Source organism: Amycolatopsis ponsaeliensis (genome assembly GCF_030182635.1).
GTDB classification, from domain to species: domain Bacteria; phylum Actinomycetota; class Actinomycetes; order Mycobacteriales; family Pseudonocardiaceae; genus Amycolatopsis; species Amycolatopsis ponsaeliensis.
On the sequence record NZ_JAPZLD010000009.1, the window covers coordinates 169860 to 192080 of the forward strand.

A 22221-nucleotide genomic window follows, 5' to 3' on the forward strand; every position below is an offset into this window, starting at 1 on the left:
GTGAGCCGGTAAGAGTTCAGATGGGTTGCCCATGGCGAGCAAGCGCACCACCGTCCGTGACCTGCGGAGGCACAACCGTTCCCTGCTGCTGTCGAAACTGTACTTCGACGGCCCGCTGTCGCGGCACGAACTCAGCCAGCTCACCGGATTGAGCGCGGCGACGGTCAGCAACGTGACCGCCGAACTGGGCGAAGAACGGCTCATCACGGAAGCGGGCCAGGTCGAGTCGGACGGCGGCCGGCCGCGCGTGCTGCTGCGCGTCGACCCGGCGTACGGGCACGTCGCGGGCGTCGACATCGGGGAAACGGGCGTCAAGGTCGAGCTGTTCGACCTGGCGATGAACCGCCTCGCGACGGTCGAGCACCCGCTGCCGAAGGCCCCGGACCCGGCGACGGCGGTCGAGCAGGTGACGTCCGGGCTGCGGGAGGTGTTCGCGAGCGCGGGCATCGACGACTCGGCGGTGCTGGGCGTCGGCATCGGCGTGCCGGGCATGGTCGAGCAGGGGTCGCGGGTGCTGGTGCACGCGCCGACGGTCGGCTGGGAGGCGGTGCCCCTGGTTTCGCTACTGCGCGACGCCGGCGTGGGGCTGCCGCTGTTCGTCGACAACGGCGCGAAGACGCAGGGCCAGGCGGAGATGTGGTTCGGCGCCGGCCGCGGGGCGCGCCACGCGGTGATCGCGCTGATCGGTTCGGGCGTGGGCGCGGCGGTGGTGACGGACGGGACGACGTACCGCGGGTCGACGAGCAGCGCGGGCGAGTGGGGCCACACGACGATCGCGTACGGCGGCAACGACTGCCGCTGCGGCGCGCGCGGGTGCTTGGAGGCGTACATCGGCGCGGGCGGGGTGTTGGCCCGGTACCGGCGGGTGCGCGGTAAGGAGGTCCCGGGCGAGGACGAGCAGGCCCAGTTCGCGGCCTTGCTGGAGGCGGCACCCAAGTCCAAGACGGCGGCGCGCGTCCTCGACGAAACGGCCGGCTACCTCGGCGCGGGCATCGCGAACCTGATCAACTTGTTCAACCCGGAGCGCATCGTGATCGGCGGCTGGGCAGGGCTGGCCCTGGGCGAGCTACTGCTACCGAGAATCCGCGAGGCGGCGGGCGAGCACGCTCTGAGGCACCCGTTCAGCCAGACATCGATCCAGCTGGGCTCACTGGGCCTGGACGCGGTGGCGACAGGGGCGGCAACGCTACCGGTAGCGGACCTGCTCGACCAGGGAGCGACATCGAGGGCCGTGAAGCCGGGGGCCTCGGACTCCGACGCGGCCTGAGGCGGTTCGCAGCTCCGCGGCCCCCAAGCAGGGCCCGCCCTCCCAGGGGGTCCATCCCCGCTCCAGCGTATCGGCGGCGCCCGACAGAGCCCCGGCAAAGCCCGCGCCGACTGCTCACCTGTCCACAACTCGCCAACCCTGTGGACAGACCCCGTGCCCCACTGAGCGGGAACCGGCTCACCAGCCAAGCCGCCCGCGAAAGCAGCGAGAGCCCGTCACCCACCCACCCTTAATTCGGGTTGAAAAAAAATGACCGCCCGACGGTTGCCCGGCTTGTCTGGACCATGCATACTTTGTTGCCAGGCACAACAAAGGTCTGAACCAACTGGCGACCCATCCCCCCGCCCCGGGTCGCGAAGCCCGGTCGCGCCTGCCGCCGCCCCGGCATGCGAGGCCACCTCCCCCTCCCGCGTTTCGTGCTGCGCGCGGAACGCCGGTCCCCCTGGTGAGAGAGGCGACAAAGATGTCCACCTCGTTCCGCAAATTCCGAAGAGCAGCAGCCCTCTTCGCCGCTGCCTCCCTGCTGTTCGTCGGGCAGCAAGCACTGAGCGCACCCACCGCCGAGGCCGCGGCCACCTTCACCGACGACTTCAACGGGCCCGCCGGGTCCGCCGTCGACGGGTCGAAGTGGCAGCTCGAAACCGGCGACAACGTCAACAACCACGAGCGGCAGTACTACACGTCGGGCACCAACAACGCCCAGCTCGACGGCCAGGGCCACCTCGTCATCACCGCCAAGAAGGAAAACCCCGGCAACTACAACTGCTGGTACGGCCGCTGCGAGTACACCTCCGCGCGGATGAACACCGCCGGCAAGTTCAGCCAGGCCTACGGCCACTTCGAGACGCGCATGAAGCTCCCGCGCGGGCAGGGCATGTGGCCGGCGTTCTGGATGCTCGGCGGCGGCAACTGGCCCACCGACGGCGAGATCGACATCATGGAGAACGTCGGGTTCGAGCCGAACACCGTGCACGGCACCATCCACGGCCCCGGCTACTCCGGCTCCGGCGGCATCGGCGCGGCCTACAACGGCCCGAACTTCTCCGACGACTTCCACACCTACGCCGTCGACTGGTCGCCCAACCAGATCAAGTGGTACGTCGACGGCAACCTCTACCAGACGCGCACGCCGTCCGACCTGAACGGCAACCGCTGGGTCTACGACCACAACTTCTTCATCATCCTCAACCTCGCCGTCGGCGGGTACTGGCCCGGCGACCCCAACAGCAGCACGCAGTTCCCGCAGCAGCTGGTCGTCGACTACGTCCACGTCACCAACGACACCGGCGGCGGCACCCCGCCGTCCGGGCGCACCGGGCGGATCACCGGCATCGGCGGCAAGTGCGTCGACGTCGCGGGGGCCAGCACCGCCAACCTCACGCCGATCCAGATCACCGACTGCAACAACAACGCGGCGCAGAACTGGACCATCGGCACCGACGGCACGATCCGCGCGCTCGGCAAGTGCATGGACGTCAACGCCGCCGCAACCGCCGACGGGACACCGGTGCAGCTCTACGACTGCAACGGAACCGCCGCCCAGCAATGGGTCGTGACCGGGGCGAAGGACATCGTGAACCCCAACGCGAACAAGTGCCTCGACGCCACCGGCAACTCCAGTGCGAACGGCACCCGCCTGCAGATCTGGACCTGCGGCGGCGGCGCCAACCAGAAGTGGACCACTCCCTGATCCACCACCTCGGGTAGGCGGGCCCCGCCCGGTCCGCCTGCCCGGCACTATTTCCTTCCCCCACAAGGAGAATTCAAGTGCGGCGATTCCTCGTCGCGCTAATGGGGTGTGCCCTGTTAGCGCTTTCCTTCCTGACCACCGGCTCCGCCCAAGCCGCCGTCGAGGCGGGACCGTCCGCGAGCCAGCTGCTCGCGAAGACGACATCCTGCCAGCAGATCTCGAACGGCAAGTACTCCTTCGACGAAGGCGGCGCGGCGACCGTGCCCGTCTGCCAGGCCAACGGCGCGGTGTTCTTCAAAGCCGACATGGACATCGACTGCGACGGCGTCCGTACTTCCCAGTGCAACGAGCAGACCGACTGCTGCTTCTACCCGGACACCGCGTTCCACACCTCGACCGACCAGCCGCTCAACGCGGCCCAGCTGCCCTACATCGTGCTGCCGCAGCCGACGTCCACATGGGACTACCGCAACTACGGCATCGACGGCGGTTCGGTCGTGGCGGTGATCTACAACAACCAGGTCACCTACGCCGTGGTCGGCGACACCGGGCCGACGAGCATCATCGGTGAGGCCTCCTACGCCACCGCGGTCAACCTCGGCATCAACCCCGACCCGAGCAACGGCGGCACCGAAGGCCCGGTGACGTACATCGTGTTCCCGAACACGCACGTCAACCCGATCGAGAACCACAACAACGCCACCAGTCTCGGCGAGCAGGTCGCGACGCAGTTCGCCGGCGGCACCACCACCCCGCCGCCCGCCGGTGGCGGGCAGATCACCGGCGTCGGCGGCAAGTGCGTCGACGTCAACGCGGCGAGCAGCGCCAACGGCGCCGCCGTCCAGCTCTACGACTGCAACGGCACCACCGCTCAACAGTGGACAGTCGGCAGCGACGGCACGATCCGCGCGCTCGGCAAGTGCCTCGACGTCACCAGCGCGGGCACGGCCAACGGCACCACCGTCCAGCTGTGGGACTGCAACGGCAGCAACGCCCAGAAGTGGTCGGCGAACGGCTCGCAGAACCTCGTCAACGCGGGCTCCGGCAAGTGTCTCGACGCCACCGGCAACAGCTCCGCCAACGGCACCCGGCTCCAGATCTGGACCTGCGGGTCCGGCGCGAACCAGAAGTGGACGCTCCCATGAGAAAACGCTCTCTCTTTTCCCTGCTGGGCGTGACCGCGCTCGCCGCGGCCGCCTTCGCGGTTCCCGCGCAGGCCGCGGGCGAAGCCGTGAACGTCTGGCTCACCACGACCGACGACGCCAAGGGCGTCAACGTCACCCGTGGCCTGCAGCAGCAGACGCCGATCAGCTTCACCGCGGGCACCGGCACCGGCGGCCAGACCATCAACGTCAACGAAAACACCACCTACCAGCAGTTCGAGGGCGCCGGCGCGTCGTTCACCGACTCCGCCGCGTGGCTGCTCAACTCGAGCAACCTGCTCAGCGCCAGCACCCGCAACTCGGTGATGCAGAAGCTGTTCGACCCCAACGCGGGCATCGGCATCAGCTTCCTGCGCAACCCGATCGGCGCGTCGGACATCGCGCGCAACAGCTACACGTTCGACGACGTGCCCGCCGGGCAGACCGACCCGAACCTGGCGAAGTTCTCCATCGCGCACGACCAGGCGGACGTGCTGCCGCTGACCAAGCAGGCGCTGCAGCTCAACCCGCAGATCAAGGTCATGGCCTCGCCGTGGAGCGCGCCGCCGTGGATGAAGGACAACGACAGCTACCTGCTCGGCTGGGTCGAGTCGCAGTTCTACCCGGCCTACGCGCAGTACTTCGTCAAGTACGTCCAGGCCTACCAGGCCGCCGGCGTGCCGATCAACTACCTGACCGTCCAAAATGAACCGACGTGCTGCGCGAGCTACCCGTCGACCAACTGGAACGGCGCGGGCCTGGCGTACTTCACCAAGACCAACCTGCTGCCCGCGCTGCACAGCGCCGGACTGTCCACAAAGGTCCTCGCGCTGGACTGGAACTGGGACCAGTACCAGTCCTTCGCGGCGCCCACAATGGACGACGCCGCCATCCGCAACGACCCGAACTTCGGCGGCATGGCGTGGCACGGTTACGGCGGCAACGTCTCGCAGCAGACGACCGTGCACAACCAGTACCCGAGCGTCAACGCGTACTCGACCGAGCACTCGGGCGGCACCTGGGTGTCGAACCAGCAGGCCGAGGACATGACGAACATCGTCGACTACACGCGCAACTGGAGCCGCACGGTCACCAAGTGGAGCCTGGCGATGGACCAGGCGCACAACCCGCACAACGGCGGTTGTGACACCTGCACCGGCCTGGTGACCGTCCACAACGGAGACGGGCGCAACGGCCAGGTCGACTACACCGTCGAGTACTACACGATGGGTCACCTCACGAAGTTCGTGAAGCCGGGCGCGTACCGGATCGACTCGAACGACAACTCGACCGTACGCAACGTCGCCTGGAAGAACCCGGACGGTTCGAAGGCACTCATCGCGTACAACACCAGCACCGGCAACCAGAGCGTGCGGGTGAACTGGGGCAACTCCTCGTTCACCTACACCCTGCCCGGCCACACGTCGGCGACGTTCACCTGGGCCGGCAACCAGGGCAGCGGCGGCGGCACCGGCAAGACCGGCCCGATCACCGGCCTCGGCGGCAAGTGCGTCGACGTCGCCGGCGCGAGCAGCGCCAACGGCACCGCGGTCCAGCTCTACGACTGCAACGGTTCGACCGCGCAGCAGTGGACGGTCGGCACCGACGGCACGATCCGCGCGCTGGGCAAGTGCCTCGACGTCACCGGGCAGTCCACAGCGGACGGTGCGCAGCTGCAGCTGTGGGACTGCGGCGGGACGGCCAACCAGAGATGGGCGGCGACCGCGGCCAAGGACCTCGTCGGCTCGGCGTCGAACAAGTGCGTCGACGCGAGCGGCAATTCGAGTGCGAACGGCACCCGGCTGCAGATCTGGACCTGCACCGGCGCGGCCAACCAGAAGTGGAGTGTGCCCGCATGAGGAACCGAGTATTGGCGGCGGTGGGCGGCCTGATCGCCGCGTCCGCCGTGGTCCTCCTCCCCGGCGCGGCGCAGGCGGCGACCGGGCCCATCACCGGCCTCGGCGGCAAGTGCGTCGACGTCAACGCGGCCAGCAGCACCAACGGCACGGCGATCCAGCTCTACGACTGCAACGGCTCGAACGCTCAACAGTGGACGGTCGGGTCCGACGGATCCCTGCAGGCGCTGGGCAAGTGCCTCGACGTCACCAGCGCCGGCACGGCCAACGGCACGCCGATCCAGCTCTGGGACTGCAACGGCTCCAACGCCCAGAAGTGGACGGCGAACGCGGCGAAGAACCTGGTCAACACCGGGTCGGGCAAGTGCCTCGACGCCACCGGCAACTCCAGTGCGAACGGCACGCGGCTGCAGATCTGGACGTGCGCCACCAGCGCCAACCAGCAGTGGACGCTCCCGAGCGGCGGCACCACCCCGCCGACCGGCCCGGGCGTGATGGCCGTCGCGCCGTACCTCTACAACGGCTGGGGCAACCCGCCGAGCCCGCAGACGATCCAGAACGCCACCGGCGTCAAGTGGTTCACGCTGGCGTTCATCCTGTCCAACGGCTACTGCAACCCGATGTGGGACGGCGGGCGCGCGCTCACCGGCGGCGTCGACCAGAACACGATCAACGCGGTGCGCGCGGGCGGCGGCGACGTCATCCCGTCGTTCGGCGGCTACTCCGGCAACAAGCTGGAGTCGTCGTGCGGCAGCGCGGGTGAGCTGGCGGCGGGCTACCAGAAGGTGATCAACGCCTACGGCCTCAAGGCGATCGACATCGACATCGAGGCCGACGCCTACAGCAACCCGACGGTGCAGCAGCGCACGGTCGACGCGCTGAAGACGATCCGGGCGAACAACGCGGGCATCAAGCTGTACGTCACGTTCGGCACCGGTCAGTCCGGTCCGGACAACAGCCTGGTGAACCGCGCGGCGCAGTCCGGGCTCACGGTCGACGGCTGGGTCATCATGCCGTTCGACTTCGGCGGCGCCGGCCAGAACATGGGCACGCTCACGCAGCGCGCGGCGGAAGGCCTCAAGAACGTCGTCAAGTCGGCCTACGGCTACGACGACGACACGGCCTACCGGCACATGGGCATCTCGTCGATGAACGGCATCACGGACAACAGCGAGACGGTCACGCTAGCCGACTTCAACACGATCCTGGCCTACGCGAACACGCACCACCTGGCCCGGCTGACGTTCTGGTCCGCGAACCGTGACCGGCCCTGCCCGGGCGCCTACCCGAACGACGACACGTGTTCGGGCGTTTCCCAGCAGGCGTGGGACTTCACGAGGATCTTCGCCCGCTACGCCGGCTGACCCCGGTACCGAAAATGCCGTTAAGGCCACCTTACGGGCGTCAGACGCCCGTAAGGTGGCCTTAACGGCATCGGGGCTCGGGCTGCCGGACCGTGACACTGGGGAGGCCCCGGCCCGGCAGCGGTGTGGTTCCGCCGGCCGCTGGGGGTCTCCGGCGGCGAAACCGCTCAGAGGTTATCCACCCGGAGCCGGTTTTGGTGCATCCGGATGGCAGAGATGCCCGAACGGGCACCCTAGACTGGCCGCCGTGGCCGAACCGACAGTGGACGACGTGCTGGCCGAGCTGGCGCGGCTCGAGGACCCCAAGGTCCGTGCCGTGAACGAAAAGCACGGCGACGACCACGGCGTGAACCTGAGCAAGCTGCGCGCGGTCGCGAAACAGCTGAAAACGCAGCAGGACCTCGCCCGCGAGCTGTGGGCCACCGACGTCACGGCGGCGAAGCTCCTCGCGACGCTGATCTGCCGCCCGAAGGCGTTCGAGCGCGACGAGCTGGACGCCATGCTGCGGACCGCGCGCACCCCCAAGGTGCACGACTGGCTCGTCGGCTACGTCGTGAAGAAGAGCCCGCACGCCGACGAACTCCGCCAGAAGTGGTTCGCCGACCCGGACCCCGTGGTCGCGAGCGCCGGCTGGGCGCTGACCACCGAGCGCGTCGCGAAACACCCCGAGGACCTCGATGGCCTGCTCGACGTCATCGAGAAGGAGATGAAGGACGCCCCCGGCCGCCTGCAGTGGGCGATGAACCACTGCCTGGCCCAGATCGGGATCGAACACGTCGAACACCGCGCCCGCGCGATCGGAATCGGCGAACGCCTGGAAGTCCTCAAGGACTACCCGACGCCGCCGAACTGCACGTCGCCGTTCGCGCCGATCTGGATCAGCGAGATCGTGCGCCGCCGGGCGTAGTCACTCCGCCGCGACGGCCGCCCGGGCCGCGTCGGCGCGGTCGGCGTACGCCTCGACCAGCTGCTCCTCGGCGTCTTCGAGGTACTTCATCAGCAGCTGCTCCGCGCCGGGCCCGTCGCCGGCCTCGATGCGGTCGAGGATCTCGTGGTTGCGCGGCAGGTAGCGCTCGTGGAAGCGCCGCGGCTCGGCCATGATGTGGAAGACCAGCCGCAGCTCGGCGGTCAGCCTGCCGACCAGCTCGTTGACGCGCTCGCTGCCGGACAGCCCGGCCAGCTCCTGGTGGAACCACACGTTCGCGGTGCCGAGGTCCTTCCAGTTGCCGGTGCGCGCGGCCTCGTCGCCGATGTCGACCTTCTCCTTGATCCGCGGGAACGTGGCCGGTTTGGCCGTCACCCCGCGGACCGCGGCGCACTCGATGATCTTGCGGACGCGGTAGATGTCGACGACGTCCTCGACGCTCGGGATCCGGACGAAGACCCCGCGGTTGAGCTCGTGGGCGAGCAGCCGCTCGTGCGTGAGCAGCCGGAACGCCTCGCGCAGCGTGTTGCGCGAGACGCCGAGGGCGTTGCCGATGTCCTGCTCCGAGAGCCGGCCGCCGGGCAGGAAGAAGCCCTCCGCGATGCGCTTGCGCAGGACGCCGGCCACCCGCTCGGCCGTGCTCTTGCGGCTGACCAGGCCGCGGTCGGCCTCCAGGCCCGGGACGTCACTGTCTTCGATGACCACGCCACGGATGGTACCCGTCACACTGAGGACGATCCAATTGATGTCTTGTGGAATTGTTCAACAATCCCTACTGTGTGAGGCACGCCACGATGAGACACTGGCCAGGAGGTGCCCATGACTGCGACAACTGCTACCGAGGCCCGGCCGTTCGACTGGTTCCGCACGCTCGGCAAACGCGGGCGGCGCGCCTTCGTGGGCGCGTTCGGCGGCTACGGCCTGGACTCGTTCGACTACCAGACCCTGCCGCTCGGCCTGGCCGCGATCACCGCGTACTTCGGCATTTCGAGCGGTGAAGCCGGCCTGCTCGGCACGACGACGCTGGTCGTGTCGGCCGTCGGCGGGGTCGGGGCCGGGATGCTGGCCGACCGGATCGGCCGCGTCCGCACGCTCCAGATCACCATCGCGATGTACACGATCTTCACCGTGCTCTGCGGGTTCGCCCCGAACTTCGAGACGCTGCTGATCTTCCGCGCCCTGCAGGGCCTGGGCTTCGGCGGCGAGTGGGCGGCCGGCGCCGCGCTGGTCGCGGAGTACTCCTCGGCCCGCTACCGCGGCCGGACCGTGGCGTTCGTGCAGAGCGCGTGGGCGGTCGGCTGGGGCCTGTCGGTGATCGTCTACACCGTCGTGTTCAGCGTGGCGAGCCCCGATCTGGCCTGGCGCATCATGTTCTGGACCGGCGTCATCCCGGCGCTGTTCGTGCTGTGGGTCCGCAAGAGCGTCAAGGACGCCCCGCGCGCCGAGGAACGCCTGAAGGCCGAACGCCCGAAGGGCACGCTCGTCAAGATCTTCAAGACCGACCTGCTGCGCACGACGTTCTTCGCCGCGCTGCTCGCCACCGGTGTCCAGGGCGGGTACTACACGATCTCGACGTGGCTGCCGTCCTACCTGAAGAAGACGCGCGAGCTGACCGTGATCGGCACCGGCGGGTACCTCGCGTTCCTCATCACCGGCGCCTTCGTCGGGTACATCTGCGGCGGCTACCTCACGGACCTGATGGGGCGCAAGAAAACCTTTCTGACGTTCGCGGTGCTGTCGGCCGCGCTGATCGTCGCGTACACGCAGATCCCCAAGGGCGCCAACGGGCTCGTGCTGGTGCTGGGCTTCCCGCTCGGCTTCTCGATGTCCGCGATCTTCAGCGGTTTCGGCGCCTACCTGGCCGAGCTGTACCCGACGTCGCTGCGCGGGACGGGACAGGGCTTCACGTACAACTTCGGCCGCGCGGTCGGCGCGATCTTCCCGACCGTGGTCGGTTTCCTGGGCGCGGGCGGCGCGATCGCGTTCGGCGCGCTGGGGTACGGCATCGCCGCACTGGCCCTGCTGGGGCTTCCGGAAACCCGGGGTATCGAACTCGTCGACTGAGGGGGAACTCATGACGACCTTTGACGAACCCGCGACGTTCACCCCCGCGCAAGCGCGCGAGGCGTTCCGCCGCGGCACCGCCCGCCCCACCACGGGCTGGGCGAACGGCTTCACCCAGACCAACCTGATCGCCGTACCCGAAGACTGGGCCTACGACGTCCTGCTGTTCTGCACCCGCAACCCGCAGCCGTGCCCGCTGCTCGACGTCACCGACCCCGGCGACCCGGCCACCCGGCTCGCCGCGGGCGCGGACCTGCGCACCGACCTGCCGCGCTACCGGATCTGGCAGAACGGCGTGCTGGCCGGCGAGGTGTCCGACGCGACGGGCCTGTGGCGCAGCGACATGGTCGCCTTCTCCATCGGCTGCAGCTTCACGTTCGAGACGGCGCTGGCCGCCGAGGGCGTCCCGCTGCGGCACGTCGACCAGGGCCGCAACGTCGCGATGTACGTGACGGACCGGAAGTGCGAGCCCGCCGGACGGCTCTTCGGGCCGATGGTCGTCTCGATGCGGCAGGTCCCGGAGGACCGCGTCGACGACGCCATCCGGATCACCCGCTCGATGCCGGCTGTGCACGGCGCGCCGGTGCACGTCGGCGATCCGCGGGCGCTGGGGATCGAGGACCTTTCCCGGCCGGACTTCGGGGATCCCGTCGACGCGCAGCCGGGTGACGTCCCGGTGTTCTGGGCCTGCGGGGTCACGCCGCAGGCGGCGCTGATGGCGTCGCGGCCTCCCTTTGCGATCACCCACGCGCCGGGGTACATGTTCATCACGGACCGGCACGACAGCGAATACCGGGTGGGCTGAAATGGATCTGAACAGCGATCTCGGCGAGGGCTTCGGCGCCTGGAAGATGGGCGACGACGAAGCCATGCTCGACATCGTGACCAGTGCGAACATCGCGTGCGGCTTCCACGCCGGCGACCCGTCGGTGATGCGGCGGGTGTGCGACTTGGCGGCCGGACGCGGGGTCGCGATCGGCGCGCACGTCGGGTACCACGACCTGGCCGGGTTCGGCAGGCGTGCGCTCGACATCGCGCCGGACGAACTGGCGGACGAGGTGCTCTACCAGATCGGCGCGCTGGACGCGTTCGCCCGCGCGGCGGGCAGCCGCGTGACGTACGTGAAGCCGCACGGCGCGCTGTACAACACCGCGGCGGTGGACGTCGAGCAGGCCGCGGCGATCGTCGACGGACTGCGCCGGTACGACCCCGCGCTCGCGCTGCTCTGCCTGCCGGACTCGGAAATGCAGCGGCAGGCGGAAAAAGCGGGCGTGGTGACGTACGCGGAGGCGTTCGCCGACCGGGCCTACACCGCCGACGGCAAGCTCGTGTCGCGCAAGAAACCGGGCGCGGTGCTGCACGACGCAGACTTGGTGGCCAAGCGCGCGGTCGGCATGGCGACCGGCGGCGTCGTCACCGCCGACGGCACCAAGCTCGAGCTGCGGCCGGACTCCCTGTGCGTGCACGGGGACACGCCGGGTGCGGTGGAGCTGGCCCGGCGGATCGAGGCGGCGCTGACCGAGGCGGGCGTGCAGCTGGGCGCGTTCACCGGATGACCGTCCGGTTGCTGCCGTGCGGCCGGCGCGCGGTGCTGGTGGAGCTGGACGACGTGCTCGGTTTCCAGGCCGCTCTGACGGCGCTGGAGCCGGACGGCGTCGAGGAGCTGGTCCCGGCGGCGCGGACGCTGCTGGTCCGCTTCGACCCGGCGGTGACGGACGCCGACCGCGTGGGCGCGCTGTTGCGCGAAGTGTCCCCTGTGGACAGTGCAGTGTCCGCTTCGGCCGAGGTGGTGATCCCGGTGCGGTACGACGGCGAGGACCTGGCCGACGTCGCGGCCGAGGCGGGCTTGAGCGTCTCCGAGGTGATCTCCCGGCACAGCGGGGGTTCGTACGTCTCGGCGTTCTGCGGGTTCGCGCCGGGGTTCGCGTACCTGTCCGGTTCGGACCCGGCACTGCACGTTTCGCGCCGGTCGACGCCCCGCACGCGCATTCCCGCGGGTTCGGTGGCGATCGCCGGGGAGTACAGCGCGGTGTACCCGAGCGCGTCGCCGGGCGGCTGGCGGCTGCTCGGCCGGACGGAGGTGCCGGTGTGGGACGTCGACCGCGACCCGCCGAACCTGCTGCCGCCGGGCACGCGAGTGCGGTTCGAGGCGGTGACGGCGTGAAGCTCGAAGTCGTCCGGCCGGGGTTCACGACGACGGTGCAGGACCTCGGCCGGCCCGGGCACGCGGCGCTCGGCGTCGGCCGGTCCGGCGCCGCGGACCGCGGGTCGTACCGGCTGGCCAACCGGCTCGTCGGGAATTCTCCCGGCGCCGCGGCCTTGGAAGTGACGCTCGGCGGCTTGGTGCTGCGCGCTTCGGCCGTGACGACGGTGGCGGTGACCGGCGCGCTGTGCCCGGTGTCGCCGGGCGGCATGAACGCGCCGATGACGTTGTGGCCGGGCGACGAGCTCGTGCTGGGCACGGCTTCCGCCGGCTTGCGCTGCTACGTCGCGGTGCGCGGCGGGATCGACGTGACGCCGGTGCTCGGCTCGCGGTCGACCGACACGCTCGGGAAGCTGGGACCGCCGCCGCTCGCCGCCGGGATGCTGCTGCCGGTGGGCACCCCCGGCGCTTTCCCGGCGGCCGACCTGGCCCCGCGCGCGGCTTTGCCCGCCGCGCCGGTCCTGCGCGTCACGCCGGGACCGCGTCGCGACTGGTTCGCTGCGCCGGAGCGGCTGTTGTCCACTGTGTACACGGTTTCGCCGGACTCGGACCGCGTCGGCATCCGGCTGACCGGCCCCGCGCTCGAGCGGATCCGCCACGACGAGCTGCCGTCCGAGGCGTGCGTGCCCGGGTCGGTGCAGGTGCCACCCTCGGGCCGGCCGATCCTGTTCCACGCGGACTCCCCGACGACCGGCGGCTACCCGGTGCTCGCGGTCGTCGAGGAGGACGACCTGGACCTGGCGGCCCAGCTGCGTCCGGGTCAGACCGTGAGCTTCCGTCCCGCGTAGGCCCGGGAGTCCGGCACTCCGGCGTAGCCGGGCAGCTCGGCGCCGTTGACCGCGCGCTCGATCAGGTCGGTGAGCGCCACCATGTCGGGCTCCTCGGCCGGCCCGGCGTCCGGTCCGGCGTCCCGGCTGAGTGCGTGCAACCGGCCGATCTCCTGGTTGGCCTCGACGAACGAGCGCATCCGCCGTTCGTAGCCGTCGAACCCGGCCGCCGGGTCCCAGCCGGCGGCGGCCAGCTCACCGGCCAGCAGGTACGCGCCGACGAGGGCCAGCCCGGTGCCGCCGCCGGACAGCGGCGACGAGCTGAACGCCGCGTCCCCGAGCAGCGCCACCCGGCCGTCCGACCAGCGGTCCATCACCACCTGGGCGATCTGGTCCAGGTAGAAGTCCGGGGTGTCGTCGAGGTGGGCGAGGATGCGCGGGGTCAGCCAGCCGAAGCCGGCCATCCGCTCGCGCAGCAGGCGCTTCTGGGCCTCGATGTCGCGGTGGTCGACGTCGAAGTCCGCCGCGGAGAAGGACATCATGGCCATCGCCCGGGTGGCGTCCGGGAGGGGCCGCAACCCGGCGGAGCGCCCGGCCTCCTGGTAGTCGAGCATCCAGCGTTCCAGCCCGAATTCGTTGGGGACGCTGTAGAAGGCCAGCACGGAACCCAGGTGGCGGATGAACCGCTCGCGCGGCCCGAAGACCATCGCCCGCAGCGACGAGTGCAGCCCGTCCGCCCCGACCACCAGGTCGAAGCGCCGCCGGTCACCGCTCGCGAAGACGACGTCGACCCCGTCGACGTCCTGGGTGAGCTCGGCGATCCGGTCGCCGAAGACGTACTCGACGCCGTCGCGGGTGTCGTCGTACAGCACCTGGGACAGGTCACCCCGCAGGATCTCGATCTCCGCGATGTACCCGTCGCCGCCGTCGTCGTCCGCGCGGTAGGTCTCCAGCACGTTGCCGTCCACGTCCACGGTGTGCGCGCCGGCGGTCTCGGTGCGGGCCGCGCGCACCGCCGCGTCCAGCCCCATCAGCCGGATGACCTCCCTGGCCACCCCGCGCGCGTCCACCGCCTGCCCGCCGGGACGTAGCCCGGGAGCCCGCTCGACCACGGTCACCTCGGCTCCCCGCCGGTGCAGCCAATGGGCCAGCGCGGGCCCCGCGATGCTCGCCCCCGCCACCAACACCCTGGTATCGCTCACCGTGCCACCCTGTTCGCCGTCCGGGTCAGGGTCCGCATCTTACGGCGGGAGCCGGGGACCGGTCCCCACGATCCGGCCCGGCTCACCCACGCGCGGCCACCGACCAGCCGACGTTGGTGGCCGCGATCGCGAGCCACGCCGCCCAGGCCGCTTGCGGGGCGAGCCAGGTGGTGACGACCCCCAGTACGACCGTCGCCACCACCGGCCACGCCCGCCGCACCCGGCGCGGTGCCCGCTCGGCCAGGTAGGCGTCGAGCGCCTCGGCGACCTGGTCGTCGATCTCGTCGCGCAGCCGCGGGCTCAGCTCAGACATGCGCCGGCATCCGCTGTGGAACCGCCACCGACAGGCACGCCAGCGCCAGCGGCACCTCCAGACCGGCCATGAGCAGCGAAAACACGACATCATCGCCGGCCGTCACGACGTCGAACCAGGCGTCGGCCAGCAGCAGCGTCGCCGTGCCGATCGCCGCGAACGGCGTCCGCGGGTCGTCGCGGCCGAGCAGCCACGCCGTGGCGAGCAGGCCGAACGCCTCCGCCGCGTCGAAGCCCGTCCAGGCCAGCCGCCAGTGCTGGGCCGGATAGCCGTCCGGCAGCGTCGTCCCCAGGACCACGATCCACGGCAGCAGGCACAACCCGGCCGCCCAGAAGAGTCTTTTCATGCGAACCCCCGTTCGCCGACCACGGTAGCCGATTGCAGAGATTCTTTGCAAACATTCTCTGTAGTAGGCTCCGGCCATGGTCGAACGTCCCGAACGGCGCGTCCTCACCGGCGCGGATCTCAAGGCCTTCTACAAGGCCCTGGCCAACCCGGTGCGCCGCGACATCCTGTCCTACCTGGGCAAACACGGCGAAGCGAACTCGACGAGCGTCGCGAAGGCCCTCGGCGAGAGCACCGGGACGACCAGCTACCACCTCCGCAGGCTCGCCGACCTCGAGCTGATCGCGGAGATCGAGGAGCGCTCCACCGGCCGCGAACGCTGGTGGAAGTCGCTGATGAAGGACATCTACACCCCGCCCGGCCTGGAGATGACGCCGGACGAGCGCGACGCCGCGCGCAAGCTCGGCGCGCTCAAGATGAGCCACGACCTCGGCCTGGTCACGCGGGCGTACGCGGGCTACGACAGCGGCGAGGGCTGGAACCAGATCTTCCGCGCCGGCCTGACCCTGACGAAAGAACAGATCACGTCGTTCGTCGAGGAGTACCAGAGCCTGCTCTGGAAGTACGTCACCGAGCCGGGCCACCACGCGCCGGGCTCGCGCGCGCTCGCCGTCCGGCTGATCGTGGTGCCGGAAGAGGAATCCACAGAGGACTAGCGACCTGAGACCCTCAGCGTGATGTTCAGCCGTCCGGTCAGGCCCAGCGCCGGATCCGCCGTGCCCGCCAATGTCCGGGGCACGCCGTGGTAGGCGAACCGGGACGGGCCGCCGAACACGAAGAGGTCGCCCGAGTGCAGTTCGACGTCCGTATACGGCTTGTTGCGCGACTCGGTGTTGCCGAAGCGGAACACGCACGTGTCGCCGAGGCTGAGCGACACCACGGGGGCCGTGCTCCGCTCGTCCTTGTCCTGGTGCTGCCCCATCTTCGTCTTCGCGGCGTAGAAGTTGACCAGTGCGGTGTCGGGCTCGTAGCCGTCGGCCGGTTCGCCGTACGCGTCCGCGAGCGCGCGGCGGCCCAGGTCGCCGAGCCAGTCCGGGAACGGCAGCACCGGCTTGCCCTCGTCGGTCGTCCGCGAGTAGCCGTTCGGGTACCAGTGCCAGCCGAGGCAGACGGTCTTGACCGACATGACGCCGCCGTTGGGATAAGTCGTGTGGCGGTAGCCGGGCCAGCCACGGCACACCTCGACGAGCTCGCGCTGTTCGTCGAAGCCGAGCCAGTCGGGCACGTGGACGGCACCGGGCGCGAGTTCGGCGCGCGGGCGCGGGAGGAGGGCGTCCATCACCTCGATTGTGCCGGAGACTCCTGCCGCACACGGTCGGTGCTCGTCGACGGGACGACGTGGTGGCCGCGGAACGTGACACCGGCGACGGTGAACAGCCGCAGGAGACGTCCCAATGGACCAACGGGACGCTCCTGCGGCCGGATCCCCTCGCTTTGGGCCACCATCGCTAGACAGTCGCACACGTGAATGTCACATAGCCAGCGTGGATCAGCTACGAACGGGTCACTTGACCTCGCCGGTGCGGATCAGTCACGAAACGTCACAACGGTGACGCCGGGCTGGGCCGGCACCGGGTCGTTCATCGCGGCCAGGGCGGCCGGGACGTCGTCGAGGCCGATCCGGCGCCCGATCAGCCCGGCGAGGTCGATCCCCGCCGTCTCGACGACGCGCAGCAGCTCCGGGTACTCGTGGGCCTGCAGCCCGTGGATGCCGACGAGCTCCAGCTCGCCGCCGATGACCCGGTGCATCGGGATCGGCGCGACGCCCTGCGCGGGCGGCATCAGGCCGGCCTGGACGTGCCGGCCGCGCTTGCGGAGGCTGCCCACCGACGCCGCGCAGGTCGACGGCGCGCCGAGGCAGTCGAGCGAGACGTGCGTGCCACCGCCGGTCAGCTCGCGCACGTGCGCGGCGACGGCTTCCGGGCCGTCGAAGGCCGACGAATCGACGGTGAGGGCGGCACCGGACTTCGCGGCCAATGTCAGAGCGAGCGACGAGACGTCGACCGCGACGACCTTCGCCCCCGCCGCGACGGCCAGCAGCACCGCGGAAATCCCGACGCCACCGCAGCCGTACACCGAAACCCACTGCCCCGCGGTGACGCGCCCCTGCCGCAGCACCGCGCGGAACGCCGTGCCGAACCGGCAGCCGAGCGCGGCGGCTTCGGCGGCGCCGAGCGAGTCCGGCAGCGCCACGAGGTTCGTCTCGGCGTGCTCGATGGCGACGCGCTCGGCGAAGGAACCCCAGTGGGTGGCGCCGGGCTGGAACTCGCGGTCGCAGATCTGCTGGTCGCCGCGGGCGCACTGGGGGCAGGTGCCGCAGGCGCAGACGAACGGCACGGTGACGCGCGCGCCGAGCTCCCACCCGCGCACGCCGTCGCCGAGCGCGACGACGCGGCCGGCGAGCTCGTGGCCGGCGACGTGCGGCAGCCGCACCGCGGCGTCGTGGCCCTGCCACGTGTGCCAGTCGCTGCGGCAGACGCCGGTGGCGTCGACCTCGATCACCGCGCCGCCGGGCGGCGCCACCGGTTCCGGCACGTCCCGCACGACGGGTGGGACGCGGAATTCTTCCATCACCACAGCACGCATGGCACGAGCCTACGTGCTCAGGTGAGCGGTTTTCCCTTGGTACCGCTCAATTGAGCGGCGGCGGCTGAGCGTGGAAGCGCGTTCTTGCCCGCGGCGGCCCGAGGAGCTTGCTGAGCGAGCCGTCCGGCACGTTCAGGATGTCCTCGAGATTCCGCAGGGCCTCCAACGATTCCGCGCGTTCGGGCCGGCACCGCCCCGACTGCCAGTGGCTGAGGGTGGCCAGGCTGACCGTGGTTCCCCTGCCGCGCAAGCGATAGCGGATCCGGTCGAGCCCGAGCCCGCGGGCCCGGATCGCCGCCCGCAGGGCCACGTCGAACGGCCCGGCGGAGAGCAGCTGGCTCAGCTCCGCCTGTTCCCCCCGGTCGATGGTGCGTGTTCGCTGACCGGTCATCACAACGCTCCGAAGCACTCCCGAGACGAAAATTGGAGCGTAGGCCCAGCTTCGCAAGATCGGAAGGGCCCTCACCCACCTGCGAGCCGCACCTCTTCGGCGATGGCAGCGAACGGTTCCGCGTAGCCGGAGTTGATCGTGACGTAGGAAATCCCCCACCGCTCCCGCCAGCGAAGAAGTCTTTCCGCCGCTTGACCTGGATCAGCGGGCAGCACGGTGACGGCACCGGCGGCGGCGAGCTCCGGGACGTCGACCCCGGCCCACCGCGCGATTCCCGGCGACGGCTCGTCCCCGACGGCCATCAGGTTCAGCCCGAGTTCGATGTCCGGCAGCCGTTCGTCAGCCAGCTTACGGAATCGATCCACAATGGACTCGGCTTCGGCTTCGGTCGTCTTAGGCATCCAGGTGAAGGTGAGGGTGTCGGCTTCTTGCGCGGCGAGCGCCAGCATTTTCGGCCCACCGCCGGCGAGCACCAGCCGCGGCCGGTCGATCGATCGCTTGAGGTGGGCGATCGTCTCCGCCATCCGTGTGATGCGCTCACCCGGTTCGCCGAATTCCCGTCCGAGGCTTTCGGTGTGCGCCTTGGCCCCGGGCCGCCCGACACCGAGCCCGAGCTCGAACCGGCCACCGGTCTGCTGGTGCAGGGTCTGGGCCTGCCAGCCGAGGGCCCGCGCGTCCCGGAAGGGGTCGGCGAGCACGAAGGTGCCGATGGTGAGATCCAGGGTGACCGCGGCGGCGGCCCCGAGCAGGACGAAGGGATCGGCGGTGCCGACGGGATCGGTCGCGAGGAGGGTGTCGAAGCCGAGCTTCTCGACGCGTTCGGCCTGGGCGGTCCACGAGGTGAGGTCCGGCGAGTAGCCGGCGACGATGCCGAAACGGAAGGGTTTCATGCGGTCATGGTCGAGGTCGCGGGCGTGTCACCACATCCGCTTCACGACGTCACTCGCGCGTACGCCTCTCAGCGCAGGGTGACCGACAAGGCCTGCGCGATCTCCTTGCCGATGGCATGGGTAGCCACCTCCGGCGGCGAGCCCACCTTCACCACCATCGGTCCCCCGAACGGCTGACGCTCGACGACCTCGATGCGTTCGCCCAGGTTGATCGCGTGCTCCGTCAGGTAGCGCAGCAGCTCGGGGTCGGTGTCCCAGACCCGGACGATCTCGCCCACCGCGCCCGGCTCGAGGTCGTCCAGGATGCGGACCGAGAGCTCCTCGACGCTGCCGTCCGCGGCCGGGATCGGGTCGCCGTGAGGGTCGCGGACCGGGTTGCCCAGCTTGGCCGCGATGCGCTCGATCAGCCGGTCCGACACCGCGTGCTCCAGCGCGTCCGCCTCCGCGTGGACCTCGTCCCACGTGTAGCCGAGCTCGGACACCAGGTACGTCTCGATCAGGCGGTGCCGCCGCAGGACCGAGCGCGCGAGCAGCCTGCCGTCGGCGGTGAGCTCGATCCCGCGGTAGGGCACGTGCGTGACCAGCCCGAGCTGGGACAGCTTCGTGACCATCCCCGACGCCGAGGACGGGCTGACCTCCAGCCGGCCGGCGAGCGAGGTGTTCGTGACCGCCTCCCCGCGCTCGACCAGGCCGTAGATCACCCGGACGTAGTCCTCGACCGACGAGGACCTCCGGACCGAACCATCTCCCATGCCGCATACGATACGGGGCCGGGATCTTTCACGTGAAAGTTCACGGCCGCCAGCGGTAGCGGATCCAGCCGGGGACGGGTTCGGCGCCGAGCTGGGCGTAGAACGCCTCACCTTTCTCGTTGCCCGCCTGCATGTCCCATTCGACGCGCCCGGTGGTGCGGGTGCGGAGCTCGTCGAGCAGCTCGCTGCCGAGCCCGTAGCGCCGGTGGGCGGGGCGGACGAACAGGTCGTCCAGCCAGATTCCGGGGCGGGCCTCCCAGGTGGAGAAGTTCCAGCTGCAGAAGGCGAAGCCGGCGACCGTGCCGGGCTCCCCGGGCGGGGTCGCGATCAGCACCCACGCCTTCGGGTCCGGCCCGAAGAGGTGCCCGCTCATCTCGGCGCGGTCGAGCTTGAGGTCGTGGTTGTCCTCGTAGACGGCGTGCTCTTCGATGAGCGTGCAGATTTCTTCGATGTCCTCGAAGACGGCGTCGCGGACGGGCATCTCGCCTCCCGTTTCTGTCGGTGGTGGTCGTTACTGTCGGGCTTGAAGGATGCGGAGGTGGTCGATGTCACCGGAGGAGAAGTTCGAAGCGCTGGTCGACGAGTTCACCGGACAGCCGGGCATCACGCCACCCGGCGCGACCGGTGGCTTCGGGCGCACGGCGCTGCGCGTGAACGGCCGGATCTTCTGCATGTTCGTGCGCGGGCAGCTCGTGCTCAAGCTCCCGAAAGCGCAGGTGGACGAGCTGGTCGAGCGCGGCGAAGGCGTCCGGTTCGACGCCAACAAGGGCACGCCGATGAAGGAGTGGCTGGCTTTGGACACGGGGTCGACGCAGCCCTGGTCCGCGCTGGTGGAAGAAGCACTCGAGTTCGTGGGAAGGAGGTGAATCATCACGCTTGATAACGCAGTTCGCCGCCGACGGCGGTGCCTTGCACGCTGAGGTCGTCCAAAGCGGACTCGTCCAGGGGTGAGCCGGACAGCACGGCGAAGTCGGCGAGCTTCCCGGGTTCGAGCGTGCCCAGGTCGCGCTCGGCGAAGGTCGCGTACGCCGAGCCGTACGTGTACGCGCGCAACGCCTGCTCCGGCGTCAACGCCTCTTCGGGAGCGAAGGGGGCTCCGGACGCCGTGCGCCGACGCACCATGTCGGCCAGGGCGAGCAGCGGCGCGCCGTTCACGACGGGACGATCCGAAGACGCGGGAAGCACGCAACCCGCGTCGAGGACGCTTCGCAGCCGGTAGCACCACGGGACGCGGGACTCACCGAGCGCGGCGCGCATGCCGTCGCCGAGCTCGTTGACGAACCGTCCCTGGGGCGACGCGAGCAAGCCGAGCGACGCGAGCCGGGACAGCTCCGCGGGCTGAAGCACCGCGCAGTGCTCGATGCGGTGACGGTGGTCCGTACGCGGCGAAGCGGCCAACGCGGCTTCGTACGCGTCGAGCACGACCGTGATCGCGCGGTCGCCGATCGCGTGCGTCGCGATCTGCCAGCCGGCCTCGTGCGCGCGGCGGATCGTGTCGGCCAAGGCGTCCTCGGGCACCTGGAAGTACCCGCGGTTGTCCGGCTCGCCGTCGAACGGCTCGTGCATCGCGCACGTCCGGCCGACCAGGGAGCCGTCGGCGAACAACTTCATCGGGCCGACGCGCAGCCACTCGTCGCCGAGACCGGTGCGCAGGCCGAGGTCGAGGCCGAAGCCGGCGTCGTCGGGCAGGTCGTGCAGCACGCTCGCGGCGACCATCACCGTGCTGCGCACGCGCAGGACGCCGCGGTCGCGCGCCTCTTGGTAAGCGGCCAGCTCGGCGGGTGTCTCGCCGACCAGGCCACCGCCGATCCCGGCTTCCTGGACGCTGGTGATGCCCTCCGAGAGGTACTGCTCGGACGCCCGGTCGAGCCCGCGGACGACGCGCGAAACCGGCGTCGGGTACGTCAGCGGCCGCAGCAGCAGCTGGGCCTGCTCGCGCAGCAGCCCGGTCGGTGAGCCGTCCGCGTCGAGCACGACGTCGCCGCCGACCGGCACGTTGGCCAGGTCGAGCTGGTCGAGTACGGCCGAGTTCACCACGGTCATGTGCCCGGACGTGTGCTTGAGCCGCACGAGCATCCCCGGCGCGGCGCGGTCGAGGCCGTGCCGGTCCGGGTGCCCGCCGGCGAGCTTGTTCTGGTCGTACCCGCTCCCGACGACCCAGCTCCCGGCCGGCAGCGTCGCGGCCCGCGCGGCGACGGCGTCGTAGACCTCTTCGACGCTGCGGCAGCCACCCAGCGCGACGTCGTCGAGGCCCATCCCGAACCACGCCATGTGGTTGTGCGCGTCGTGGAACCCGGGCACGACGAACCCGCCGCCGAGGTCGACCCGCGAGCGCGCGGACAGCTCGCGAGCGTCGTCTCCAAGCGCGACGACCCGGCCGTGCAGCACGGCGAGCGCGCTGGTCATGCCCGTGCCCGTCCACACTGTGGCGTTCTCGTAGACCGCATCCACCCGCATGTCGACA

Annotated in this window: 24 protein-coding genes; 13 read left to right on the forward strand and 11 right to left on the reverse strand. The window is 70.4% G+C overall.

What is annotated here, in order from left to right; genetic code table 11:
- Positions 1 to 31 precede the first annotated feature (31 nt).
- From QQ657_RS15890 to QQ657_RS15915, 6 genes are all read left to right on the forward strand, one after another.
- Positions 32 to 1267: an ROK family transcriptional regulator gene (locus QQ657_RS15890; RefSeq protein WP_284742907.1), complete on the forward strand. Its 1236-nt coding sequence runs from the start codon at positions 32 to 34 to the stop codon at positions 1265 to 1267.
- A 463-nt stretch (positions 1268 to 1730) separates the two neighbouring features.
- Positions 1731 to 2957 (forward strand): family 16 glycosylhydrolase, encoded by a 1227-nt coding sequence (locus QQ657_RS15895; RefSeq protein WP_284742908.1) that lies wholly within the window; start codon positions 1731 to 1733, stop codon positions 2955 to 2957.
- 77 nt (positions 2958 to 3034) lie between these two features.
- A complete protein-coding gene (locus tag QQ657_RS15900; RefSeq protein WP_284742909.1) occupies positions 3035 to 4102 on the forward strand; it encodes a ricin-type beta-trefoil lectin domain protein in 1068 nt (355 codons plus the stop codon).
- Positions 4099 to 5958 (forward strand): ricin-type beta-trefoil lectin domain protein, encoded by a 1860-nt coding sequence (locus tag QQ657_RS15905; protein WP_284742910.1) that lies wholly within the window; start codon positions 4099 to 4101, stop codon positions 5956 to 5958. The genes QQ657_RS15900 and QQ657_RS15905 overlap by 4 nt, the downstream gene beginning before the upstream one ends.
- Positions 5955 to 7319 (forward strand): ricin-type beta-trefoil lectin domain protein, encoded by a 1365-nt coding sequence (locus QQ657_RS15910; RefSeq protein WP_284742911.1) that lies wholly within the window; start codon positions 5955 to 5957, stop codon positions 7317 to 7319. Before QQ657_RS15905 ends, QQ657_RS15910 begins: the two co-directional genes overlap by 4 nt.
- 247 nt (positions 7320 to 7566) lie before the next feature.
- Entirely contained in the window at positions 7567 to 8226 is a 660-nt protein-coding gene (locus QQ657_RS15915) for a DNA alkylation repair protein (protein ID WP_284742912.1), read from the forward strand.
- Here the strand turns inward: QQ657_RS15915 and QQ657_RS15920 are convergent, their stop codons facing one another.
- Positions 8227 to 8949 carry a GntR family transcriptional regulator gene (locus tag QQ657_RS15920; protein WP_284742913.1) on the reverse strand — a complete coding sequence of 241 codons (723 nt, stop codon included), beginning with the start codon at positions 8947 to 8949 and terminating at the stop codon, positions 8227 to 8229.
- Between the two features lie 114 nt (positions 8950 to 9063).
- On the opposite strand from QQ657_RS15920, the gene QQ657_RS15925 reads away from it, so the two are divergent.
- From QQ657_RS15925 to QQ657_RS15945, 5 genes are read left to right on the forward strand one after another with little or no spacing between them, the layout of a single operon-like run.
- Positions 9064 to 10308: an MFS transporter gene (locus QQ657_RS15925; protein ID WP_284742914.1), complete on the forward strand. Its 1245-nt coding sequence runs from the start codon at positions 9064 to 9066 to the stop codon at positions 10306 to 10308.
- Between the two features lie 10 nt (positions 10309 to 10318).
- On the forward strand, positions 10319 to 11113 hold the full coding sequence (locus QQ657_RS15930) for a putative hydro-lyase (protein ID WP_284742915.1): 795 nt from the start codon (positions 10319 to 10321) through the stop codon (positions 11111 to 11113).
- Position 11114: 1 nt separating this feature from the next.
- The gene (locus tag QQ657_RS15935) at positions 11115 to 11864 is read left to right on the forward strand and encodes a LamB/YcsF family protein (RefSeq protein WP_284742916.1); all 750 of its coding nucleotides are present in this window, start codon (positions 11115 to 11117) and stop codon (positions 11862 to 11864) included.
- Entirely contained in the window at positions 11861 to 12472 is a 612-nt protein-coding gene (locus tag QQ657_RS15940) for a 5-oxoprolinase subunit B family protein (RefSeq protein ID WP_284742917.1), read from the forward strand. Before QQ657_RS15935 ends, QQ657_RS15940 begins: the two co-directional genes overlap by 4 nt.
- Positions 12469 to 13299, forward strand: coding sequence for a 5-oxoprolinase subunit C family protein (locus tag QQ657_RS15945; RefSeq protein ID WP_284742918.1), 831 nt, complete (start codon positions 12469 to 12471; stop codon positions 13297 to 13299). The genes QQ657_RS15940 and QQ657_RS15945 overlap by 4 nt, the downstream gene beginning before the upstream one ends.
- Here QQ657_RS15945 and QQ657_RS15950 read toward each other — a convergent pair.
- From QQ657_RS15950 to QQ657_RS15960, 3 genes are all read right to left on the reverse strand, one after another.
- Complete coding sequence (locus QQ657_RS15950) at positions 13272 to 14480, reverse strand: FAD-dependent monooxygenase (protein ID WP_284742919.1); 1209 nt, start codon at positions 14478 to 14480, stop codon at positions 13272 to 13274. The genes QQ657_RS15945 and QQ657_RS15950 overlap by 28 nt on opposite strands.
- 82 nt (positions 14481 to 14562) lie before the next feature.
- The gene (locus QQ657_RS15955) at positions 14563 to 14793 is read right to left on the reverse strand and encodes a hypothetical protein (RefSeq protein ID WP_284742920.1); all 231 of its coding nucleotides are present in this window, start codon (positions 14791 to 14793) and stop codon (positions 14563 to 14565) included.
- Positions 14786 to 15139 carry a hypothetical protein gene (locus tag QQ657_RS15960; protein ID WP_284742921.1) on the reverse strand — a complete coding sequence of 118 codons (354 nt, stop codon included), beginning with the start codon at positions 15137 to 15139 and terminating at the stop codon, positions 14786 to 14788. The genes QQ657_RS15955 and QQ657_RS15960 overlap by 8 nt, the downstream gene beginning before the upstream one ends.
- A 76-nt stretch (positions 15140 to 15215) precedes the next feature.
- On the opposite strand from QQ657_RS15960, the gene QQ657_RS15965 reads away from it, so the two are divergent.
- The gene (locus QQ657_RS15965) at positions 15216 to 15794 is read left to right on the forward strand and encodes a winged helix-turn-helix domain-containing protein (RefSeq protein ID WP_284742922.1); all 579 of its coding nucleotides are present in this window, start codon (positions 15216 to 15218) and stop codon (positions 15792 to 15794) included.
- Here QQ657_RS15965 and QQ657_RS15970 read toward each other — a convergent pair.
- The 6 genes from QQ657_RS15970 to QQ657_RS15995 form a co-directional block, all read right to left on the reverse strand.
- Positions 15791 to 16417, reverse strand: a complete 627-nt coding sequence (locus tag QQ657_RS15970; RefSeq protein WP_284742923.1) for an alpha-ketoglutarate-dependent dioxygenase AlkB family protein — start codon at positions 16415 to 16417, stop codon at positions 15791 to 15793. The genes QQ657_RS15965 and QQ657_RS15970 overlap by 4 nt on opposite strands.
- A gap of 248 nt (positions 16418 to 16665) precedes the next feature.
- Positions 16666 to 17724, reverse strand: a complete 1059-nt coding sequence (locus QQ657_RS15975) for an alcohol dehydrogenase catalytic domain-containing protein (RefSeq protein WP_284742924.1) — start codon at positions 17722 to 17724, stop codon at positions 16666 to 16668.
- Positions 17725 to 17770: 46 nt separating this feature from the next.
- Positions 17771 to 18115 carry a transcriptional regulator gene (locus QQ657_RS15980; RefSeq protein ID WP_284742925.1) on the reverse strand — a complete coding sequence of 115 codons (345 nt, stop codon included), beginning with the start codon at positions 18113 to 18115 and terminating at the stop codon, positions 17771 to 17773.
- A gap of 71 nt (positions 18116 to 18186) precedes the next feature.
- Positions 18187 to 19005 carry an LLM class flavin-dependent oxidoreductase gene (locus QQ657_RS15985; protein ID WP_284742926.1) on the reverse strand — a complete coding sequence of 273 codons (819 nt, stop codon included), beginning with the start codon at positions 19003 to 19005 and terminating at the stop codon, positions 18187 to 18189.
- A gap of 68 nt (positions 19006 to 19073) precedes the next feature.
- Entirely contained in the window at positions 19074 to 19757 is a 684-nt protein-coding gene (locus tag QQ657_RS15990; protein WP_284742927.1) for a metal-dependent transcriptional regulator, read from the reverse strand.
- Between the two features lie 40 nt (positions 19758 to 19797).
- Positions 19798 to 20238 (reverse strand): GNAT family N-acetyltransferase, encoded by a 441-nt coding sequence (locus QQ657_RS15995; RefSeq protein ID WP_284742928.1) that lies wholly within the window; start codon positions 20236 to 20238, stop codon positions 19798 to 19800.
- A gap of 64 nt (positions 20239 to 20302) precedes the next feature.
- Between QQ657_RS15995 and QQ657_RS16000 the strand changes: the two genes are divergently transcribed.
- On the forward strand, positions 20303 to 20623 hold the full coding sequence (locus QQ657_RS16000) for a hypothetical protein (protein ID WP_284742929.1): 321 nt from the start codon (positions 20303 to 20305) through the stop codon (positions 20621 to 20623).
- A gap of 4 nt (positions 20624 to 20627) precedes the next feature.
- Here the strand turns inward: QQ657_RS16000 and QQ657_RS16005 are convergent, their stop codons facing one another.
- Positions 20628 to 22214, reverse strand: a complete 1587-nt coding sequence (locus tag QQ657_RS16005; protein WP_284742930.1) for an amidohydrolase — start codon at positions 22212 to 22214, stop codon at positions 20628 to 20630.
- Positions 22215 to 22221: the final 7 nt, after the last annotated feature.

What these genes read in the sequence shown, in the direction of transcription:
- QQ657_RS15980 (WP_284742925.1), bottom strand. Translation starts at nt 18,115, where the DNA reads ATGACCGGTCAGCGAACACGCACCATCGACCGGGGGGAACAGGCGGAG.
- QQ657_RS15940 (WP_284742917.1), top strand. Translation starts at nt 11,861, where the DNA reads ATGACCGTCCGGTTGCTGCCGTGCGGCCGGCGCGCGGTGCTGGTGGAG.
- QQ657_RS15910 (WP_284742911.1), top strand. Translation starts at nt 5,955, where the DNA reads ATGAGGAACCGAGTATTGGCGGCGGTGGGCGGCCTGATCGCCGCGTCC.
- QQ657_RS15970 (WP_284742923.1), bottom strand. Translation starts at nt 16,417, where the DNA reads ATGGACGCCCTCCTCCCGCGCCCGCGCGCCGAACTCGCGCCCGGTGCC.
- QQ657_RS15930 (WP_284742915.1), top strand. Translation starts at nt 10,319, where the DNA reads ATGACGACCTTTGACGAACCCGCGACGTTCACCCCCGCGCAAGCGCGC.
- QQ657_RS15905 (WP_284742910.1), top strand. Translation starts at nt 4,099, where the DNA reads ATGAGAAAACGCTCTCTCTTTTCCCTGCTGGGCGTGACCGCGCTCGCC.
- QQ657_RS15990 (WP_284742927.1), bottom strand. Translation starts at nt 19,757, where the DNA reads ATGGGAGATGGTTCGGTCCGGAGGTCCTCGTCGGTCGAGGACTACGTC.
- QQ657_RS15955 (WP_284742920.1), bottom strand. Translation starts at nt 14,793, where the DNA reads ATGTCTGAGCTGAGCCCGCGGCTGCGCGACGAGATCGACGACCAGGTC.
- QQ657_RS15995 (WP_284742928.1), bottom strand. Translation starts at nt 20,238, where the DNA reads ATGCCCGTCCGCGACGCCGTCTTCGAGGACATCGAAGAAATCTGCACG.
- QQ657_RS15925 (WP_284742914.1), top strand. Translation starts at nt 9,064, where the DNA reads ATGACTGCGACAACTGCTACCGAGGCCCGGCCGTTCGACTGGTTCCGC.
- QQ657_RS16005 (WP_284742930.1), bottom strand. Translation starts at nt 22,214, where the DNA reads ATGCGGGTGGATGCGGTCTACGAGAACGCCACAGTGTGGACGGGCACG.
- QQ657_RS15960 (WP_284742921.1), bottom strand. Translation starts at nt 15,139, where the DNA reads ATGAAAAGACTCTTCTGGGCGGCCGGGTTGTGCCTGCTGCCGTGGATC.
- QQ657_RS15895 (WP_284742908.1), top strand. Translation starts at nt 1,731, where the DNA reads ATGTCCACCTCGTTCCGCAAATTCCGAAGAGCAGCAGCCCTCTTCGCC.
- QQ657_RS15975 (WP_284742924.1), bottom strand. Translation starts at nt 17,724, where the DNA reads ATGCGTGCTGTGGTGATGGAAGAATTCCGCGTCCCACCCGTCGTGCGG.
- QQ657_RS16000 (WP_284742929.1), top strand. Translation starts at nt 20,303, where the DNA reads ATGTCACCGGAGGAGAAGTTCGAAGCGCTGGTCGACGAGTTCACCGGA.
- QQ657_RS15965 (WP_284742922.1), top strand. Translation starts at nt 15,216, where the DNA reads ATGGTCGAACGTCCCGAACGGCGCGTCCTCACCGGCGCGGATCTCAAG.
- QQ657_RS15890 (WP_284742907.1), top strand. Translation starts at nt 32, where the DNA reads ATGGCGAGCAAGCGCACCACCGTCCGTGACCTGCGGAGGCACAACCGT.
- QQ657_RS15985 (WP_284742926.1), bottom strand. Translation starts at nt 19,005, where the DNA reads ATGAAACCCTTCCGTTTCGGCATCGTCGCCGGCTACTCGCCGGACCTC.
- QQ657_RS15935 (WP_284742916.1), top strand. Translation starts at nt 11,115, where the DNA reads ATGGATCTGAACAGCGATCTCGGCGAGGGCTTCGGCGCCTGGAAGATG.